At 55.2% G+C, this 19,260-nt stretch carries 16 protein-coding genes; 4 read left to right on the top strand and 12 right to left on the bottom strand.

The window, feature by feature from the left end; translation table 11 throughout:
• Positions 1–531, bottom strand: a complete 531-nt coding sequence (locus BKA12_RS03015) for a YceD family protein (RefSeq protein WP_183644462.1) — start codon at positions 529–531, stop codon at positions 1–3.
• 206 nt (positions 532–737) lie between these two features.
• On the bottom strand, positions 738–1,220 hold the full coding sequence (gene coaD, locus BKA12_RS03010) for a pantetheine-phosphate adenylyltransferase (protein WP_183640545.1): 483 nt from the start codon (positions 1,218–1,220) through the stop codon (positions 738–740).
• A 55-nt stretch (positions 1,221–1,275) separates the two neighbouring features.
• Here coaD and BKA12_RS03005 point away from each other — a divergent pair, with 55 nt between their 5' ends.
• Both BKA12_RS03005 and BKA12_RS03000 read left to right on the top strand, forming a co-directional pair.
• Complete coding sequence (locus BKA12_RS03005; RefSeq protein WP_183640543.1) at positions 1,276–2,568, top strand: aminotransferase class I/II-fold pyridoxal phosphate-dependent enzyme; 1,293 nt, start codon at positions 1,276–1,278, stop codon at positions 2,566–2,568.
• A complete protein-coding gene (locus tag BKA12_RS03000) occupies positions 2,568–3,362 on the top strand; it encodes a fused MFS/spermidine synthase (protein ID WP_183640541.1) in 795 nt (264 codons plus the stop codon). The genes BKA12_RS03005 and BKA12_RS03000 overlap by 1 nt, the downstream gene beginning before the upstream one ends.
• A gap of 23 nt (positions 3,363–3,385) precedes the next feature.
• Here the strand turns inward: BKA12_RS03000 and rsmD are convergent, their stop codons facing one another.
• From rsmD to BKA12_RS02980, 4 genes are read right to left on the bottom strand one after another with little or no spacing between them, the layout of a single operon-like run.
• Positions 3,386–3,979, bottom strand: a complete 594-nt coding sequence (rsmD, locus tag BKA12_RS02995) for a 16S rRNA (guanine(966)-N(2))-methyltransferase RsmD (RefSeq protein WP_183640539.1) — start codon at positions 3,977–3,979, stop codon at positions 3,386–3,388.
• A gap of 12 nt (positions 3,980–3,991) precedes the next feature.
• The gene (locus BKA12_RS02990; RefSeq protein WP_183640538.1) at positions 3,992–6,193 is read right to left on the bottom strand and encodes an ATP-dependent DNA helicase RecG; all 2,202 of its coding nucleotides are present in this window, start codon (positions 6,191–6,193) and stop codon (positions 3,992–3,994) included.
• Positions 6,193–7,185: a DAK2 domain-containing protein gene (locus tag BKA12_RS02985; protein WP_183640536.1), complete on the bottom strand. Its 993-nt coding sequence runs from the start codon at positions 7,183–7,185 to the stop codon at positions 6,193–6,195. Before BKA12_RS02985 ends, BKA12_RS02990 begins: the two co-directional genes overlap by 1 nt.
• Positions 7,186–7,191: 6 nt before the next feature.
• Positions 7,192–8,265 (bottom strand): LCP family protein, encoded by a 1,074-nt coding sequence (locus BKA12_RS02980; RefSeq protein WP_246361589.1) that lies wholly within the window; start codon positions 8,263–8,265, stop codon positions 7,192–7,194.
• 77 nt (positions 8,266–8,342) lie between these two features.
• On the opposite strand from BKA12_RS02980, the gene BKA12_RS02975 reads away from it, so the two are divergent.
• A complete protein-coding gene (locus tag BKA12_RS02975) occupies positions 8,343–8,825 on the top strand; it encodes a DUF3515 domain-containing protein (RefSeq protein WP_338087409.1) in 483 nt (160 codons plus the stop codon).
• On the opposite strand, the gene BKA12_RS02970 is transcribed toward BKA12_RS02975, so the two are convergent.
• From BKA12_RS02970 to BKA12_RS02945, 6 genes are all read right to left on the bottom strand, one after another.
• Complete coding sequence (locus BKA12_RS02970) at positions 8,822–9,955, bottom strand: D-alanine--D-alanine ligase family protein (protein ID WP_183640535.1); 1,134 nt, start codon at positions 9,953–9,955, stop codon at positions 8,822–8,824. The genes BKA12_RS02975 and BKA12_RS02970 overlap by 4 nt on opposite strands.
• Positions 9,952–10,977 (bottom strand): NAD(P)H-dependent glycerol-3-phosphate dehydrogenase, encoded by a 1,026-nt coding sequence (locus BKA12_RS02965; RefSeq protein WP_183640533.1) that lies wholly within the window; start codon positions 10,975–10,977, stop codon positions 9,952–9,954. Before BKA12_RS02965 ends, BKA12_RS02970 begins: the two co-directional genes overlap by 4 nt.
• Complete coding sequence (locus BKA12_RS02960; RefSeq protein ID WP_183640531.1) at positions 10,974–11,762, bottom strand: lysophospholipid acyltransferase family protein; 789 nt, start codon at positions 11,760–11,762, stop codon at positions 10,974–10,976. The genes BKA12_RS02965 and BKA12_RS02960 overlap by 4 nt, the downstream gene beginning before the upstream one ends.
• 14 nt (positions 11,763–11,776) lie before the next feature.
• Positions 11,777–13,093, bottom strand: a complete 1,317-nt coding sequence (gene murA / locus BKA12_RS02955; protein WP_183640530.1) for a UDP-N-acetylglucosamine 1-carboxyvinyltransferase — start codon at positions 13,091–13,093, stop codon at positions 11,777–11,779.
• A 141-nt stretch (positions 13,094–13,234) separates the two neighbouring features.
• Complete coding sequence (locus tag BKA12_RS02950; protein WP_183640528.1) at positions 13,235–15,193, bottom strand: DUF6270 domain-containing protein; 1,959 nt, start codon at positions 15,191–15,193, stop codon at positions 13,235–13,237.
• A gap of 154 nt (positions 15,194–15,347) precedes the next feature.
• Positions 15,348–16,208, bottom strand: coding sequence for an FkbM family methyltransferase (locus BKA12_RS02945; RefSeq protein WP_183640527.1), 861 nt, complete (start codon positions 16,206–16,208; stop codon positions 15,348–15,350).
• A 233-nt stretch (positions 16,209–16,441) separates the two neighbouring features.
• Here BKA12_RS02945 and BKA12_RS02940 point away from each other — a divergent pair, with 233 nt between their 5' ends.
• The gene (locus BKA12_RS02940; RefSeq protein WP_183640525.1) at positions 16,442–19,258 is read left to right on the top strand and encodes a glycosyltransferase family protein; all 2,817 of its coding nucleotides are present in this window, start codon (positions 16,442–16,444) and stop codon (positions 19,256–19,258) included.
• Positions 19,259–19,260: the final 2 nt, after the last annotated feature.

Genomic DNA, 19,260 nt, shown 5'->3' with positions numbered 1-19,260 from the left:
TTATCTCTTTTCTTTCTCGTCGTTTAGGGGTTCATCCGCATCGTTGGTGTCGCCACCGTGATTCGGAGTGCCAGCGAGCCCTGCAAGGGCCTGCCAGCGAGGGTCAAGTACTTCGTGATGGTGCCCGGGCTCGTCGTCAAGACGAATGCCACACTGAGAACACAATCCAGCGCAATCTTCCCGGCACACAGGTTGGAACGGAAGTGCCGTCACAATGGCATCCCGAACTACCGGTTCCAGGTCGATAAAGTCATCGACTACCTCAAAGATCTCTTCTTCGTCCGCACCCTCAACTTCAGATGCGTTCTTGTAGAAAAGTTCTTGAAGATCAACTTCGAGGTCATCCGCGATGGGCTCAAGGCAACGGCCGCATTCGCCAGCAAGTTCGGCGAAAACGGTTCCCGATACCAGGATTCCTTCGTGCACGGCCTCCAGGCGCAGGTCCAGATCGAGATCTGAATTTTCCTGTACGCCGATCATCGCCGTCCCCAATTCAGCGGGGGCTGCAACTCGCTCCTTGAGCTCTCTCATGGTTCCCGGGTTCAGAACCAAGTCTTTAACCTGAAACACAAGAGGGGACGTCCGGTCTACCGTGCCATGAGACACAGTGCCCGAATTTTTGCCACTCATGAGACCACCTATTAGAACGTTGACCGACTAACCATCTTAGCTGGTTATCTCGCATCGCCCCAAATACACGCGATTGGCGTGTTGGGACGTTGCTCACAAATGAGCACTTAGGAGCCGAATTTTTGGCTTTCAAGCCGTTTCAGGACCGCCGTTGGCACGAAATCTGAAATATCGCCGCCCAACTTGTGTACTTCCTTGATCAGCGATGAAGAAACGTGCGCGTAGGTTTGGTCGCCTTGCAGGAACACCGTTTCAACGCCCGTAAGGTGACGGTTCATGGTGGCCATAGGAACTTCGTACTGATAATCGGCTTCGGAACGAAGTCCCTTGACGATCGATTCAGCACCGTGGTCTCGGCAGAACTCAGCCAACAACCCTTGACCCATCGGCTCCACGGTGACGCCGCGAAGTCCCCCCACGCATTCAGCCAAAATGTTCACCCGCTCCTCTTCGGAAAACAGGTGCTTCTTGTTGTAGTTGGTGGAGACCGCCACAATCACTTCATCAAAGAGGTTTGATGCACGAGCAATGATCTCGATGTGACCTTTGTGGACAGGGTCAAATGAACCGGGGCATACAGCGCGTCGCATGCTGTGAACATTACACGCACGCTTGCGCAAGGATTCAGAACACTACACTGATCAAATGTCCGTTTTACCGCTTTCTCCAGCCGATTCCCCATGGTTCCGAACCTCCGCCGCCGCCAATCTAGTGGATCCGCACGGCGCGTTGCGTCCCACCATTTTTGAGGAAATGACGGGCCTCGCGATGCAACATAACGCAATCAACCTGGGCCAGGGCTTCCCGGATACGGACGGACCCGCGGAGCTTGCGGACATTGCTGCTTCCTTCATCGTGAATGACGACGCCACAGCTCGACGCAATCAGTACGCTCCCGGTTCCGGGATACTTCCGTTGCGCGAAGCCATCGCGCGGCATCAGCAGCGCTACTACGGAATTCAGCTGGATCCGGCGGTGGACATCCTCGTGTCCACGGGTGCGACAGAGGCGCTGGCAGCGTCTCTGCTTGCGTTCCTCTCCCCCGGCGACGAAGTAGTGACTTTTGAGCCGTTCTACGATTCCTACGCCGCCATTACCGCTCTGGCCAACGCGAAGCTGGTACCGGTTCCACTCACCCTGGCTGAGACGGGAACGCGTCCGGACCTTGACCGTTTCCGCGCAGCCGTGACGGACAAGACCCGCATCATTCTGCTCAACTCTCCGCATAACCCTTGCGGTGTGGTGTTCACGGCTGAAGAGCTCCGCGTCATTGCGGACGCCGCGATTGAGCACAATTGCCTCATCATTTCTGACGAGGTCTATGAGCACCTCACCTTCGGCGTCCCACATGTACCCATCGCCACTCTCGACGGCGCGTTTGAGCGCACCATCACCATCTCCTCCGCCGGCAAGGCATTTTCGATGACCGGTTGGAAGGTGGGTTGGGCCAGCGGTCCGGCAGAGCTCATCGCGGCGGTGAAGTCCGTTAAGCAGTTTTTGAGCTACAGCTCCGGCCCGGCGTACCAGCCAGCCGTGGCGCATGGACTCGACAACGGCGATGCCTGGTTCAGCGCCCTCAAAGCCGAGCTTCAAGCCGGCCGTGACATTTTGGTGTCTGGACTTCGCGAAGCCGGCCTCACGGTCCTTGAACCTGAGGGAACGTACTTCGCGATCGCCGATACGCGGTCTCTAGGGGTCAGCAGCGCTGCGGACTTGGCACGCTTATTGCCCGAGCATGGCGGCGTCGCCGGAATTCCGTTGGAAGTCTTCGCGATCCCTGAGCATCAAGCACCTTTGGCTTCGTGGATGCGTTTCGCGTTCTGCAAACGTCCCGAGATCTTGTACGACGCCGTAGCTCGCCTTAAGGTGGGCCTCCCGCGGACAGCGGCAGTACTGCGGGATTCCCAGCGGCACGTATCAGAGCGGAGCCCCAAGTAGTGGCCGGTTCTGCGCATCCCGGAGTGCACCGGTGGTTGTCCCTCGGCGGTCTCCACGCCGAGATCTACGACGACGAATTGCGGCCCGGATCCAAGATCTTGGCGATGGGTGGCTTTGAGCAGTCACATGTGAATCTCGCTCAGCCCACCGAGATCGCTTATGAGTATTTGGCCCGAGTGGCGCACTTGCTCGACGAGCACCATGCTGACAAGACGCCCGGCGCACCACTCTCAATTGCGCACATCGGTGCGGGAGCTCTGACCCTCGCTCGGTACGCGAGCGTCAAGCGGCCCGGTTCCCGTCAGGTAGCGGTGGAGATCGAGCGCGAACTCATGGACTTCGTCTTCGAAGAGCTCCCGTTGCCGGCTGGCACGGACCTGCGATTAGTGGTCAATGATGCCGCTGCTGCGTTTGACGATGAGCTCGCCGATGAGGTGTTCGACGTGGTCTTCGTGGACATCTTTACGGGCTGGGATTCGCCGCCGCACTTGGCCACCACGGATTTTTACCAATCCATCAAGGATCATCTAGCGCCGGACGGCATCATGCTGCTGAATGTGGGTGACGATCCACCGCTGACCTTCGCTGCTCAACAAGTGGCTCATCTCGAGAGCCTTTTCGGAAGCGTGTATATGTCCACGTCTCAAGACATGCTCACGCGCCGCTATCCCGGAAACATGATCCTCATGGCCACCGATGTTCCGTGGTCAAGCGATGTCCTGGCCCGCGTGCGTGCACGGGGGCCACACCCCGGCGTCGTGCTCTCGGGAGCAGAGCTGGATTTCCTAAAGTAGCGGAGAAGCCGAGCTAACCCGCTTTAGCGAGCTGCGTCGTCGTCCTCTGTTGCGTCAAAGTCGGCAAACCAGACGCGCGCTTCGCCGTATTTCTTTTCCGCGCGGCGTTGCATTCCGGCGGCCCAGCGCGGTTCCGGGGATCGCTGCGAGCGTTCCACGACGATCGTGGCTTCCGGCTCAAGGCGAAGCGCGAGGCGCTCGAGGATGTCCGCGAGCTCTTCCTCGGTCATAGGGTACGGCGGGTCCAGAAAGGCCAGCGTGAAGCTCGAGCCCAAGGTGGACGAGTCCAGCGCAGACTTCGCCGTCCCGCGATGTACCGTCACGGCGTCGCGCGCAAGAGCTTGGTTCACAATCTTCGCGTTCGCACGGCAGACCTTGACCGCCGCCTCCGCCTGATCCACGAGAACCACGGAGCGCGCGCCCCGGCTAGCTGCCTCAACGCCAAGTCCGCCGGACCCGGCGAAGAGATCAATCACGCGTGCGTCGGTGAGCACATCCCACGCTTCGAGGCGTGAAAAGAGGGCTTCTTTGACGCGATCCGTGGTGGGCCGGGTGGCGGTGCCGGGGACCGAGGAGAGCGAACGGCCGCCTGCTGCGCCAGCAATAATGCGTCCCATGATCTGTTCTCCTTATCCGCGTTCCAAATATTCTTGCGTGTCCTGATCGAACCAGCGGTCAATCGCCGCGCGCAAGCCAGGGTAGCTATCCAAACTACCGCGGCTGATGAGCTCTTCTGCATCCGCGCGGGCCTGGCTGATCAGCGCGGCGTCTCGCATGACGCGAAGCTCTTTCAGCGTGGAGCGCGATCCTGCCTGCTCGGTGCCCAGGACGTTTCCTTCACGGCGCACCTTGAGGTCTTCCTCGGCGAGTACGAAGCCGTCGCTGATGCTCGCAATGCGATCGAGTCGTTCGAAGCTCGCGTGGTCTTGCTCGAGGCTCGTCACGAGGAAGCAGGTTCCGTCCAAGCCGCCACGACCAATGCGACCACGAAGCTGGTGAATCTGTGCCGTGCCGAAGTTTTCGGCGTCGATAATCGCCATGATGGTGGCATTCGGGATGTCCACGCCCACTTCGATCACGGTGGTGGAGACCAGAATGTCCGTTTCATGGCGCGCAAACTGGTCCATAGTGGTGGACTTCAGCTCGCTGTGCTGCTGGCCGTGCAGAGCGGCGATGCGGGCGCTTTTGAGCTCCGGGCGGCTCGAGAGGTACGCGACCATCTGGTCTACCGTGGTGCGCTGGGCCTGAGCAGCGTCTCCGCCCTTGCCTTCGGCGCTCTTGCTAGCCGAGTCTGACTCCGTGATGCGAGGGCAGACCACGAAAACCTGATGCCCGGCGCCGACTTCCTCGCTCATGCGCTCCACCATGCGGGTGAGCCACTTCTTGTTCCAGGTCGGAACCACGAAGCTCTTGACGGGTTTGCGCCCTGAAGGGAGGCCTTGGAGGACCAGTGGCTCGAGGTCGCCGAAGACCGTCATGGCGACGGTGCGGGGAATCGGCGTGGCCGTCATGACGAGCATGTGAGCGGTGACTTCAGCGCGGTTGCGCAGCGTGTCTCGCTGCTCCACGCCGAAGCGGTGTTGTTCGTCGATCACCACGAGGCCGAGGTCGAAGAAGGAGACGTTGTCGCTGAAGAGTGCGTGCGTGCCGACGATAATTCCGGCGTCACCTTTCGCGATGTTCAGGAGTGCTTTCTTCTTGGCAGCCGCGCCCATGGAACCGGTCAGCAGCTCGACGCTCGTGGCTGTCTCCGCTCCGCCGAGTTGGCCGTCCATGCCCAGTGGGCCCAGCATTGCTGCGATGGACTGGGCGTGCTGTTGCGCCAGAACTTCGGTGGGTGCCACGAGGACGGCCTGTCCGCCGGCGTCGATGACCTGGAGCATGGCGCGCAAGGCCACAAGTGTCTTGCCAGAACCCACTTCACCCTGCAGCAAGCGGTTCATGGGTTTCGAGTTCGCTAGGTCTCTCGACAGGATGTCGCCGACCTCTTGCTGCCCCGGAGTGAGCTGGTACGGCAAGGAGGCATCGAATGCTTCGAGCACTCCACCAGACTTCAGCTCACGGGCAACGGCTCGCTCTTCGCTGTTCGCTGCTCGGCGTTCAGCGAGCGTGGCCTGAAGGTAGAAGGCTTCTTGGAAAGCAAAGCGACGGCGTGCGCGGTAGGCGTCCTTGACGTTGTCCGGCCGGTGAACTGTCTTGAGGGCCGTCACGAGATCCGGGTATCCATGTTTGCTGAGCACTTCCTGTGGAATCGGATCTGGGAACGAGTCCTGATCAATCTGATCCAACAGCGTGGAGACAGCCGCACGGATCCGCTCTTGCGCAATGTTCTGCTTCCGAGCGTAGATGGGGAATGGCCGCGCTGCGGCTTCTTCTTCGTCAGCCAGCAAGGTGTACTCGGGTTGAGTGAGTACGCGCTGGTTGCGGTAGGTAGACAGTTCGCCTGAGAACACGCCGACGGCGCCTGGTACAAGATCCTTACGGGCTTGGTAGCCATTGAAGAACGTAAGCGACAGTTCCTCTGACTCCCCCAGCAACGAGTCTGAGGTGGGATGCAGATCAGTGACAATCACTTCCAAGATGAAGCCCTTGCGGGTGTTCATCTTCCGTTCGCTAACTCGCTCCACGCGCGCGTAAACCGACGCATCCTCACCGATCTCCAATGCTGAAATCGGCGAGATATCCGCGACGTCCAAATATCGGCGCGGGAAGTGGAAGAGGAGATCTTCAACGGTCGTGTAGCCGAAGGTCTTCTCGAAGGTGTTGCGCTTGTCTGCGAGTGCTCGTGCCAGCGGTGACAGCGGTTCGAGGCCACTAAAGGTTGAGGTCATTAGTCGTGATGCACCGAGGACAGTTCGGTGACCGTGACGGCGGAAGGTTCACCCACCGAGCGAATGACTTCTAACGCTTCATCGGAATCCTCAACATGGACGTGGACACGCCAGCGGTAGCTTTCCGTACCGACAATCGGCGCGCTCATAGGACTCATGATGACCGATGTGCCAATGGCGTCCAGTTTGGCGCGCAGGGTTGCCGCCTCGAGTGCCCCCACTTCAAGAGTGCACATGACTTCAAAGCCTTCTTCATGCGTAGCCTCGGCATGAATGTGGGGGTCCTGAATTCCGTACCCGTGCAGCGGCTGGTAGCGCGCTTCCACGACGTGCTCACCGAGCACCACCGCAGAGAGTGAATCCATGACCAACATCATTCCCACGGCGCCCGCATCCACCACGTGGGCGTTATTGAGCTGCGGCAATTGTGTTTCCGTTGCCAGCACTGCTGCGAGCACATCGTCATAAATGGCGGTCATGACTTCGATCAGGCATGCGCGGCTCGACGGATCAGCCACCGATTCGCGCAGGCTGTGACGAGCAGACTTCGCTGCCGCCTGAATGACCGAGAGCATGGTTCCAGGTACGGGCTCAGAGAGTGCCGACCATGCTCGCACGCTGCCAGATTCCAAAGCGTCGGCGAGAGCCGGACCGTTGAGACGAGGCACGCCGTTGAGTGGCTCCGCGAATCCGGCCAAGAAAACAGCCAACAACGTGCCCGAGTTGCCGTGCGCCTTTTCCATGCCAGCTCGGCTCGCTAGCCGCAAGATTGCGCCCAGGTCCATGTCCGCAAGCTCGGTGTCAGACACCTCATCCACCGCAATCAACATGGCTTGAGCCGTGTTGAACATGTTGGATCCAGTGTCGCCGTCAGCGACGGGATAAATGTTGATGGCGTCTAGTCGATCGGAGTGATTTCCGAGCTCGTGGACGACTTTCTTGAGCCACGCTTTCGCAGCGACAGGGCCATTGACGATCTTATGTTTGTTCATGACACCTTAGAGTCCGTGCTTGGACACGAAGGTCGCTACATCATCATTCTGGAGCGCATCTGCCAGTTCCTTAATGGCTGCCTCGTTGGGCAGCACGATGGACTGGCCATCCGCCGAACGGCCAACGCCGCTCGTGGGAAGCGTGAAGAAGTGCAGGTCCTTGCTCCGGAGGTTGGAGAGGGAAAGCCCCAGCTGGCCGAGTGTTGCCGCGTTCAAGCTATCGTCTCGCTGGATAAACGGAGACAATTCGTCAACAACACCGGTTAGGGTTCCAGGGTTGGTGAGGACATCCCGGGACAGCATCTTGTTGACCAGTGCCTTCATGTAAACCTGCTGGTTTCGCACACGCTGGTAGTCGCCATCAGAAAATGCGTAGCGTTCTCGCACGAAGGCAAGGGCTGTTTCGCCGTCCATATGTTGAACGCCCTTCTGATAAACGTATCCCGGATTATGCGTCGACTTGAAAGTGAGCGGGACGTCAATGTCTAGACCGCCCACCGCGTCAGTGAGCCCCTTGAAACCGGCAAGGTCCACGGAAGCAACGTGGTCAATACGAGTGCCCAACAGCGTTTCAATGGTCTGCACCGCTAGTGCGACGCCACCGTACGAGAAGGCCGCATTGATCTTGTGAGTGCCCTGACCGGGAATGTCGATCCACGTATCACGCATGATCGAGGTGACGTACACATTCTTGCGGTCACCAGAAACGTGCACCAGCATCATGGTGTCCGAACGGCCCGCGTTGGGAACGTTGGCTAGGTTTTCATTTTCTCCGCTGCCGCCGCCCGAGTCAGCACCCAAAAGCAGAATATTCACAGCATCTTTAGCGTCCGCATTCTTCGTGGGTCGTGAGGACTCAACTGGAAACGCGTCAGCAATCTTGCCGGACTTGTTGTCGAAACTGTTGATGAGGTTGAAGACGAACCCGCCTGCCACCAACGCCGCGATCACCACGATGGAACCAAACACCAAAAGAACATTTCGACCAGTTTTCTTTTTGCGGCGACGCTGCCTCGGTTCTTGACGAGAACCGTCCATATTCTGCGGATCGGTATTCGACGAATCTTCAAATGGAGACATGGTGCACTTTCACGTTGGTTTCACCGCGGGGCGTGTGGGGACGGCTTTAGTCTACCGAGAATCGATAGAGTATTTAGGTGAGAGATACACGGCGGAGCTTGAGCCTACTTATTTGCGTAACTGTCGCGACGACGCTAACGGTCAGCGGCTGCGCAAGCGCCGTGAGCGTCGATTCCGCACCAGATGCCAATAATCCGACGTGTGCAGACTTCATGGTGATGCTCCCGGATGAACTTGCTGGCGAGGAACGACGCGACACCACCAGCCAAGCAACAGCGGCTTATGGCGACCCTGCCAGCATCATCATTCGGTGCGGAGTGACGTCTCCCCCACCGTCGACTGATCCTTGCGCCACTGTTAACGGGGTTGATTGGCTGACCCGAGAAGGTTCCCCAGCGTGGACTCTCACGACTTATGGGCGTACTCCCGCCGCCGAAGTCCTGCTGGATCCAAATAAGGTCTCATCCAGCTCGGCGCTTGTAGCACTGACGACGGCGGCGAGTAAATTACCTCAACAGGCTCGTTGCCTGAGTGTTGATAAGGACGTCACGCTTCCTTAGCGCAAGCCCAACTTGCGGTTCAGGGCGAGATCGATCAGTTCGGTGATCAGCTCTGGGTAACTCATTCCGGTCTTGTCCCACATCTGCGGGTACATGCTGACAGGTGTGAATCCGGGCATCGTATTAATTTCGTTGATGACCCAACGGCCATCCGGGGTGTAGAAGAAGTCAACGCGGCCAAGGCCTTCACCATCGACGGCGTCAAACGCCTTGACGGCAAGTTCCTGCAGTGACTTAGTGGCCTCTTCCGTCAGTTCAGCTGGGCAGCTCAACTTTGCTGCCGCGCCGTCTACGTACTTTGCCTCAAAGTCGTAGAAGGAATGCGCGCCGGCCTCAACCACGATTTCGCCTGGCAACGAGGCTCGAGCGTGATCGCTTCCACGCCCTTCGAGCACGCCGCACTCGATTTCTCGACCGACAATTCCCTGCTCGACGACGACCTTTGGGTCAAAGCGACGAGCCTCTTCGATGGCTGCAGTGAGCTGCTCTTTGGATTCCACACGAGTGATGCCCACCGATGATCCTGCACGCGATGGCTTGACGAACAATGGGTACTCAAGTTCGTCCAAGCGATCAAGGGCTTCTTCTGGCGAACGCAACCACTGCTTATTCGTGATGACCTCGTATGGCCCCACTTCCAGTCCCGCAGCCTCGAACGCTACTTTCATGAAGTGCTTGTCCATGCCAATGGCGCTGGCCGCGACACCGGAACCCACGTAAGGAATGTCCAACAGTTCAAGCTGGCCCTGGAGCGTGCCGTCTTCTCCGTATGGCCCGTGAAGGAGTGGGAAGACCACGTCAACTGTGCCGAGCGAAGTAGTCGAGACAACGTTCTCATGATTCTCGTCCAGCTGGTCAGACAAGACCTCAAAATGCTTGCCGACCTTTGACAAGCGAATGCTTTCACCGCTGTGAGGAACCACGGGCATGGTGGTGCCACGAAGCGTCCATTCATCAGGGTTCGAGTCGACGCGGGTCCACTCTCCGTCGGGAGTAATGCCTACGGGAATGACATCGAAACGTTCGCGATCGATTGCGCGCAAGACACCGGCAGCGGTGACACAACTGACCGAATGCTCAGACGAGCGGCCCCCGAACAACAAAAGGACACGGGTGCTCGCTGTGGTCATGAGGGAATACCTTCCGATTTCAATCGCCGACCAAGAAGCCGGTTCGCCATAGAGTCCACCGTGAGAGTACCTTCTAGTACCGCCACCACGGCTTCAGTAATAGGCATGTCTACATTATTTTTTCGAGCTAGGTGCAAAACCGCGGCAGCAGACTTTGTGCCTTCGGCTGTCTGTGTCATGTGGTTCGCCAAGTCATCGACGGCGTGTCCTTGCCCAATAAGTCGGCCAGCGGTGCGGTTACGCGACAGCGGCGAAGCGCACGTGGCAACCAAGTCGCCGAGCCCGGCAAGCCCGGACAGCGTCTCTGCTTTGCCGCCAAGGGCCATGGCCAATCGAGTGGTTTCTGCCAGACCACGCGTGATAACGGAAGCTTTGGTGTTGTCCCCCATGCCCATGCCGTCGCAGATTCCCACGGCGAGGGCAATCACGTTTTTGACGATGCCACCAATCTCCACGCCAATAACGTCGCTGTTCGTGTAAGGGCGGAAGTAGTCGGGAACCAGGGATGAGGCAATCCATGCAGCGCGATCGGTGTCGGAACACGCAATCACGGAGGCAGTGGGTTCCTTGCGTGCAATTTCCATCGCGAGATTTGGCCCGGACAGGACCGCGATGCGGTCCATGGGTATCTCCAAGACTTCGGAAATGACCTCTGACATGCGAAGGTCGGTCCCGCGTTCCAGTCCCTTCATCAAGCTCACGATGCATGCATCGTCCGCGAGATGCCCTTTGACGGATTGCAACTGCTCCCGGAGAGACTGCGCAGGCACTGCCAAGACCACTAACGGCGAATCTTTCAAGGCCGCCGTGATGTCGTCAGTCGCCACAATATTTGAGGGCAGAACGGTGTCGCCAAGGTACTGGGCATTCGTATGCTTCGAGTTGATTTCCTGCACGACGTCGTTGCGTCGTGCCCACAAAATCACCTGTGCGTCGCGGTTTGAGTCTGCCGCTAGCTTGGCAAACGTCGTCCCCCAGCTACCTGCGCCGAGAACCGCGATGCGGCGCGCTGGTGCGTTCACTGTTGAACACCCTTCGGCGTGCCCGCCTCACGCGTCTCACGCGTCTCACGGTCGAACGATCCACGCCCAACTGCTGCTTGGCCGTGCTGTTCAGGATCCCAGACGACCGCCGGCGGTTCTTCGCCACGCAGCTTTGCCAATTCCGTCGTCAACGAACGAGTTATACGCGCTGTCGCCTCTTCAAGAATTTCTTTCGTGCGAGGACGGTCCCGGAGATCGGAAAGGTCTACCGGCTCACCCGCATGAACGCGAACGGTCTTGCGGGGGAACAAGCTGAACTTCTTGGAGTAGCGAGGAAGGAAATCGTTCGTGCCCCAATGGACGATGGGCACAACAGGAGCGCCCGTTTGCAGCGCAAGACGAGCAGCGCCCGTCTTGCCACGCATCGGCCACAGGTCAGGATCGCGTGTGAGCGTGCCCTCGGTGTAGATGAGGATGGCGCCACCGTTGTCCAGGACGTTACGAGCCGCCTTGAGCGAGCGGTTGGCACTGAGACCAGTACGTTCCACCGGGATCTGGCCTGTGGCTCGCAGGATCTGTCCCAAGCCAGGCACGCGGAAAAGCGAGTCTTTGGCAAGGAACCGAGGAAGGTAGCCCTTTACATACAGTGGTAGCGCTACGACGAGAGGATCAATCTCGGACGTGTGGTTAGGACATGCGATAAAGCCGTCCTTCGGAAGCTTTTCGAACCCTGTCCACTTCTGGGACATGAGAGCGGCCATCGAAGGGCGCACAATTGCTGCCAACGCTCCGAAGACAGCCCGGGTTTTGATCGACTCTGCCATGATGCTCCTTCGCGTTAGGACAGGGTGACGTCTGCGCCTAGTCCTTGCAGCTTATCCATGAAGTGTTCATAGCCACGGCTGATGATGTCAATGCCGGAAGCATTTGAGACGCCCTCTGCTGCCAGAGCTGCAATGATGTGCGAGAAACCGCCGCGCAAATCTGGAATCACAAAGTCCACTCCGTGAAGCTTTGAAGGACCGGTGATGACTGCAGAGTGCAGGAAGTTACGCTGGCCGAAACGGCATGGAACAGCGCCCAAGCACTCGCGGTGCAACTGAATGGTTGCGCCCATTCGCACCAGAGCGTCAGTGAATCCGAAACGGTTCTCGTAGACGGTTTCGTGGACGATCGAGACGCCTTCAGCCTGCGTCAGCGCCACCACGAGAGGCTGCTGCCAGTCCGTCATAAAGCCTGGGTGCACGTCCGTCTCAACGACCAGCGGATTGAGCTTGCCGCCTGGGTGGAAGAAGCGAATGCCGTTGTCGTCTACCTCGAAGTCGCCACCGATCTTTCGGTAGGTGTTGAGGAAGGAGGTGAGGTCCTGCTGGTCTGCGCCCTGGACGTAAATATCGCCCTTGGTCGCCAACGCGGCCGAAGCCCAGCTTGCACCTTCGTTGCGGTCAGGCAACGCACGGTGGTTGAAGCCGCCCAAACGCTTGACGCCCTCGATGCGAATGACGCGATCAGTCTGGACAGTGATAAGTGCGCCCATCTTCTGCAAGATGGCGATGAGGTCAAGAATCTCTGGCTCGACTGCCGCGTTCTTCAACTCGGTAATGCCGTCAGCCTTCACGGCTGTCAGCAAAACTTGTTCCGTTGCACCCACCGATGGGTACTCGAGCTCGAGCTTGGTGCCGCGCAATCCCTTACGGGCAGAGATGGAAATACCACCGTCAACCTTGTCAACAACCGCGCCGAACTGGCGGAGGGCATCAAGGTGGAAATCGATGGGACGGTCGCCGATGCGGCAACCACCGAGATCTGGAATGAAGGCTTCACCGATGGTGTGCATCAATGGACCGCACAAAAGAATCGGGATGCGAGAGTCGCCGGCGTGGGCGTCAATCTCGCGAGCAGACGCCGTCTTCGCGCCTGAAGGGTCCAAGGTGAGGTCTCCGGACACAGGATCCTTGGTGACCTGAACTCCATGCAAAGTAAGGAGCGAAGTAACTACTTCGACGTCCTTGATCTCCGGAACGTTCCGAAGAACCGATGGACCGTCACCAAGCAACGCTGCAACCATTGCTTTCGGTACAAGGTTCTTGGCACCACGAACGTGAACAGTGCCCTTTAGTGGCTTGCCACCCTGGATGGTAAGTACCTTTTGCATTGAATGAACAACCTCAATTTCTGCCCCTGATCTAGAGCACGCTTAAGGATACGTTGCGACGGCCCTATTCGTGTGGAGACTCGTTCGGCCAATGGCGTAACCGCATCAGTTGCAGTTACGCCTCAGCTCGAAAGACTCCTACTAGCTGATTGACATCGTGCGTAGACCTGCAATCAGACTCGACTCGAAGTCCTTCCCGAAATGGAAAGGAGAAACGCCCCATTTATGGCTTGGGTCGGCGCGCATGACTTCAGCTTCGTGGCTGATAAAACGAACGCCTGGAATCGCCCTAAGTTTGTCGTAGAGCACTTTAAGAACTCCATTATTGAATTCAACGACTTCGGGGTCTGCAACACTCTGGTTCACTGTGTCTACCGCCGCCCAATATGCCTCGTTGACAACAATCTTGGTGCTGGGAACGGCCTTAAGCAATTGCCCTAGACCCCGATCAAAGGCGTCGTAATACTCTTGCGAACCGAGCGGGATATTGTTTTCGCGGCTAGGAATGAATTTGCAAGCACGCAGCTCCGGGGAGTCTGTGTAATACCCCCCTGCGTCGTTCATTAGACCCAATCGTTCATCAATGAGATCTACGAGAAGTAGGTCAAAATGCGTCGATTGGAGTCGATCCTTAAGTTCCTTATTGATATCCGTCTGGACCATGCGCCGTTGAAAAGGACTTGGATTCTGCAACAAGTCAACTGCGATATGCGGATGTTCAGCGAATGCGCTAGCCAGGGAAGTACGAGCCACATATCCCGCAAGTTTTGGGGCACGCGGATCTTCAAACGAGTCGCGAGAAACACATGATCCAAGAATAAATACTTGTTGACGCGCCCAAGGAATTTCACTACTTAGTTCGATGAGATGATGCTGGAATCCGTCTGATAATTCAACACCAGCGCAAACATCGGTCCCATCGACTTTGATGTTGGCCGATGCTGCAAATGAATTAGCCCTATAGGTACGTTCACCTGTTTGACTCTCCGTAAAGTATCTGTAGCGCATACGTCCAATGCCTTGCGGCGAATGGCGATGTAATGCTTCAACCTTGAGTATTCCAGTTGGGAGGAACTGCAGTTCCAACGACATATCTTCAGAAATTGCGTCAGAGATACCGCGCAGGTCACGAGGCAAAAGTCGAGTGTCCGCGACAGACAATTTAGTCACCACTTCCTGACTCTTGAAAACGTCCATCACTGAGGTATTGCTTCCAGATAGAGCATGAATGGCTGGAATCAGCAACTCAGCGGGAAGCGCAGCATGACCTTCCCCAAAGTTAGCTATTAGCGCGATGACATCTGGAGCAGTTCGGTAAAGACCGCGACCTAAATTCTCCATTCCCCATGATTCGATTAGTGGGGCTAAATGAGCAGCGACATGCCAATCGCTTGAATTCTGAAAGATTATGGCTTGCATAGGCTTCGAAGAAACTGAGAGCAAGTTTGTCTGAACACCCCTGCGGTTCAACCGTTCCTTAGCTTCGACCTTCCATTCAGACTGATCAAGCGAATCGCCCAGTTCCTCCGGGAAAGCAATCCCGAGGTAGCGTTGCACGAAATCTGCGTTGTACTCAAAAATATCGGTTTGGGGGTTCCAAGCGATTACCGTAGCCAACTCGCCGAGGAGCCCACCCAAATGAATGGCGGCAAATCCACCCCCGGAGCCACCGATCAAAAGTAAACGGCGACCGAATCTGTGCGCAATAGTCTTAAGCGACTGTTCGAGAGCACCTACAACGTTGCCGTACTGATTCCCTGTGTACCAAGCCAAACCGAGAGAATCGTCCAAAGAAGTGGATGGATCCGAAATCGATAGGAAATCCATATTTAGCCGGTTAGCCAGCACCTTGCCGGAGAAGAACGGTGGAGTCTTCTGATCACGATTCGCAATCGCCGCGTTGAAAAATACTAAGAGAGGTCCGTTTTCATCAGTTTCTGGACTGACAGAAACGAGATAGTCCAGTGAAGGGCCTCCTCCGATGCCAATCCGATGAATGCCATTCTGAATTACGCTTGCGTCGTCGAAAGCGTCTGCGGAAGCCCAGTCGAAGATCGGTTGATCCCAGACTTCGTAATCGTTACTGGCGAAGGTTGTCATGAAGACAAGTTACTTCCTTACTCAATTTGGTTGCGAACTGTGAATTTTCTCGCGATAAATCTAAAAGTTTATTCGCGGTCAATCCTCGAACCAAGTTGGCCAAGATAAGGGAGCGTTTCGAAGATGAATCACTCTCCAGACGCACCAAAAACAATCACCGATTTTCCAGTTGCTTGATCCGCTCTTCCAAAGCCGAAACACGGCTTGCAAGAACGTTAATTCGGTAGGCCTGATCTCTTGCCATCAAGTTACTGTTCACCATACTGGTGCTGACATATCGGTTATATGCCGCGATTTCCGTGGCTGAACGAAAAGGTAGAAGCAAAAAAGTAGGTGTTGCGTTGTACTTTCCCGCAAAAGTGTAGCCGACCTCCCCCACCCACTTAGTCAGTTCCGAGAGATCGCTTGCGCTAGAAACTTCGCATGAGATTACTGGGCGATCTCGTTCAATTAGCGATTCCCCTCCCCTTAGGACGGCTAGGTCCATTCCTTCAGCATCAACTTTGAGTATTCGAACACGATCGTTGAAATTCTCGTCGTCAAGGGTTGAAACCTGAATGTCCCCCTCTCCAAGAATCATTTTGGTCGCTCCGAAGTTCCCTTTCGAAAGTTGACCATGTGCGACCGCCCGAGCTTCACCTAGCGCACACCGACGAATCTCTACGAGGTTGTCCAGGAAGTTCACTTCGATATTTCGCTGGAGAATTCTGGCAATCTGAGGCTGAGGCTCAAAAGCGACTACTTTCGCGCCTTTTGAAGCAGCGAAATAAATCGAATGATTTCCAATATTTGCTCCGACATCAACAACGAGTCCTCCAGCGCTGACAAATGGTTGGAGCGCGGTAAGCAGGAACCACTCATAAAACGTGTTTGATTCTTGAATTGTCTTTGTGATGTGGTCGTCGGAGACACCGTAGATGGTGACTTTACGATTGTGCAGGCTATTAAGTTCAAGCTTGGTGAGATCTTGATTTATCTCCCCAAGTCCTTCGACAGAAGACTTATTCAATGTCACTTTTTCCCCTAAGGCCAATTTCTAGCGAATAGCAGCACAGCCATTCACGTAAAGTCAAGACAAACGTTTTCATTCGTTCTTTTTATTTCGGCATAAACTTCTGCAGGAAGTTAACCAAACGAAGACTAAGTCGAAGAACTGCTTGAGAACAGTTGGTATCAATCGTCTCATCTGTACGGGTTTGGTGCCAGCAAGATCTTGTTTGTTGATTCTACGGATGTGGAGAGTCAAAAGTGGCACAAATAGCCGTTTCGCCGATAAGGCCAAGTGAACCTGGGGATGCATGGCTAGTAGTCGATGAAGATCCCTTATGTGCTGAATTCGCAGTCGACGGCTCGTCTGAGTACTTATTATCCTTCTCTGCAGACATTTCCCCTAAGTTGCACAAATTGTCAGAAAAGGTCGCGTTAGTACTTTTTGAGTTCTTTGACAGCTCAAGAAAGCGAATTAGATCAGGTGGCGGGTTCTACAGCGGCATTCATGAGGATTTTCTCTATATTGACGATACAGAAGCTTCCGAAAGGAAATTCCGATTTTCGACACCTCCAAATGCTGTAACGATCAAAATCGGCTTCCAAAAGTGGGGTCGCGAAGGGTGCCTAGTTAAAGTCACGAACCACCTGTCGCTTTCCAAATTTATCGAACAGCCAGTGGACGGCGTTCACAATACTGGCGAAATCGAGCTATCTACCCCTCGCGCTGAAGATGAGGTAATTCTTGACGAATTACCTATGTGGGCAAGCTTCCAAGCGCCGGCCGATGCTGACATCGAACTTTCAATTCAGTCGCTGAAGGTTCAGAGTGATTTTCGTGAAAAGACAGCCGTGGTTTGGCTCAATTTCTTTGACGCAGATCATTTGCCACTTGCCGTTCCAGGGCAGCTATCCAGCGGAAAATTCGGATATTTTCGTTATGTTGATGCCGCGCGACCTGCAATAAACTTAGTCACATTTACAACGCCACCACGCACCGCCTTTGTACGAGCTGGCGTATCGAGCTGGAACAAAAGTGCCGTCACCATTTCTAGCAAGATTGGCATTCGCCTACTCAACGAGAAATATCTCAATTTAGAAACGACTGAGGATGCCTCCGTTCCAACGGATTCGATCTACAAGCTGGCGCCATCTCTCGGCCAGGACTCATACTTGCCGCTCACCAGCAAGCCGCGGTGGGTGACCGTCCCGGTTGAAAACAATGATCTCCGCTTTGGCCTGAACATCGAAGGAACCCACGACTCTTGGCGGCTGAAGAGCGCCCTTGTTCGCATTGAATTTCTCAGCGCTGATGGGGCCATCATCCCCGGTGAAGCGCCTATTAAGCGCAGCGACAGGGTCGGTGACTATATATATGTTGACGCAACTGAGCCGAAGACATACAAATACGAACTTACAACGCCTCAAGGGTGCGTCAAAGTACGGTTAGGCTTTCAAACATGGGCCGCTAAACCTCTGACAATTCGTTTGCGCAACAGATTGTCCATCAGCCATAGAGCAAAACGATCGAACGTTTCAAAGCCTAAGTCGAACGCTTCAAAAGTGAGCACTTCGCGTGCACGGAAAGTAGCGAAGTCACAGCCGAAACGTGCGCACGAACTCAAAGTTGCGCTTATTTGTGACGAATTCACATATAACAGCTTCAAGTACGAGTTCCGGCCAATCATTCTGGAGCCGAAAACGTGGCTTGAAACTTTTGAGAATGAAAAGCCCGACTTGTTCTTTTGTGAATCGGCCTGGTCGGGCGTGGATTCTGAAACGCGGCCTTGGAAAGGTCAGATCTACTCAAGCATCAATTTTGACAAGGAAAATCGGACCGAGCTGCTCAAGATTCTTGAGTACTGCAAGGACAAAGGAATTCCCACAGTTTTCTGGAACAAAGAGGACCCTTCTCATTTCGATGACAAAGTACATAACTTCGTAGACACTGCTTCAAAATTCGATTTTGCGTTCACAACCGACGCTGACTGTGTAGAACGGTATAAGTCGGAACATAATTTCAAGAATGTGTCGGCGCTTTCTTTTGCTACTCAGCCGCGTCTATTCAATCCAATTTCAGACGGTGTTCGCTCAAGCGATGTAATCTTCGCCGGAAGCTGGTATGCAAATCACGTTGAACGAAGCGCAGATATGGAAGCGATTTTCGATTCGATATTGGACTCGGGTCTGAATCTTGAAATATTCGATAGGTACTTTGGCACAACAGATGAACATCACCTATTCCCTGAGCGCTTCACCAAGTACACAAAACCGGCGATTTCACATACTGAATTAGCTCGGGTATACAAATCGAGCGTCTTCGGCCTAAACATCAATACGGTGACCGAATCCACAACTATGTTTGCTCGACGAGTCTTCGAGTTGATGTCTAGCAACACACTTGTCATATCCAACTATGCAGAGGGCATTGAGAAGTTCTTCGGTGACAACGTAATTACTGTTCGCGACGACTCTAGTGTGCTTAGCGAATTGAAAGATCAGGATGTCGAACGCATTCGAGACGAAAATCTTCACCACGTTCTCAGTGAGCACACTTACACGAAAAGATTCAAGCAGATTCTCGATGAAATAGGTTTTGTCTATGAACCAGAAGACGATCAAATCGCGCTCGTAAGCCTGGTATCGACGGAAGACGAAATACGATCACTTATCACTCGCTTCAGATATTACTCAGATGTTGCGAGCAAGTTGGTTCTAGTCCTAGTCGACGACGTGCCAGATTCCGAAGTTCGTCACTTTTACACGAAATACAACAAACTTGGGACCTTAGTCGTTTCTCGTTCATTGTGGCGAAAACAGACGGTACGGCCTGAATCCGTGCTCGGGACGTCTAACTTCGCGTTGGTCAGCCTGCATGACTTCCCTGATAAGGAAGTGCTTAGAAAAGCGTCGCTGCATCTAAGTTACGTTGATGGCCCGATCATTCACGGTGCCACAAAGAAATATCAGTTTGAAACCCGTGCTGCGGTGGCAAATATCGTCGCCCCAAATTGGTATCTCGGAACTGCGATACTCAACGCAGGTACTGAGATTCGTGGCAGCTTCTATCTTGTCTAAGG

This window comes from Neomicrococcus lactis, assembly GCF_014200305.1.
In the GTDB taxonomy this organism is placed as follows: domain Bacteria; phylum Actinomycetota; class Actinomycetes; order Actinomycetales; family Micrococcaceae; genus Neomicrococcus; species Neomicrococcus lactis.
This window is presented reverse-complemented; position numbering and strand designations above follow the sequence as displayed.

Coding starts and splice junctions, on each gene's coding strand:
- rsmD (WP_183640539.1), bottom strand. CDS start 3,979: ATGGGACGCATTATTGCTGGCGCAGCAGGCGGCCGTTCGCTCTCCTCG.
- murA (WP_183640530.1), bottom strand. CDS start 13,093: ATGCAAAAGGTACTTACCATCCAGGGTGGCAAGCCACTAAAGGGCACT.
- BKA12_RS02950 (WP_183640528.1), bottom strand. CDS start 15,193: ATGACAACCTTCGCCAGTAACGATTACGAAGTCTGGGATCAACCGATC.
- BKA12_RS02980 (WP_246361589.1), bottom strand. CDS start 8,265: ATGTCTCCATTTGAAGATTCGTCGAATACCGATCCGCAGAATATGGAC.
- BKA12_RS02960 (WP_183640531.1), bottom strand. CDS start 11,762: ATGGCAGAGTCGATCAAAACCCGGGCTGTCTTCGGAGCGTTGGCAGCA.
- BKA12_RS03015 (WP_183644462.1), bottom strand. CDS start 531: ATGAGAGAGCTCAAGGAGCGAGTTGCAGCCCCCGCTGAATTGGGGACG.
- BKA12_RS03005 (WP_183640543.1), top strand. CDS start 1,276: ATGTCCGTTTTACCGCTTTCTCCAGCCGATTCCCCATGGTTCCGAACC.
- coaD (WP_183640545.1), bottom strand. CDS start 1,220: ATGCGACGCGCTGTATGCCCCGGTTCATTTGACCCTGTCCACAAAGGT.
- BKA12_RS02990 (WP_183640538.1), bottom strand. CDS start 6,193: ATGACCTCAACCTTTAGTGGCCTCGAACCGCTGTCACCGCTGGCACGA.
- BKA12_RS02985 (WP_183640536.1), bottom strand. CDS start 7,185: ATGAACAAACATAAGATCGTCAATGGCCCTGTCGCTGCGAAAGCGTGG.
- BKA12_RS02970 (WP_183640535.1), bottom strand. CDS start 9,955: ATGACCACAGCGAGCACCCGTGTCCTTTTGTTGTTCGGGGGCCGCTCG.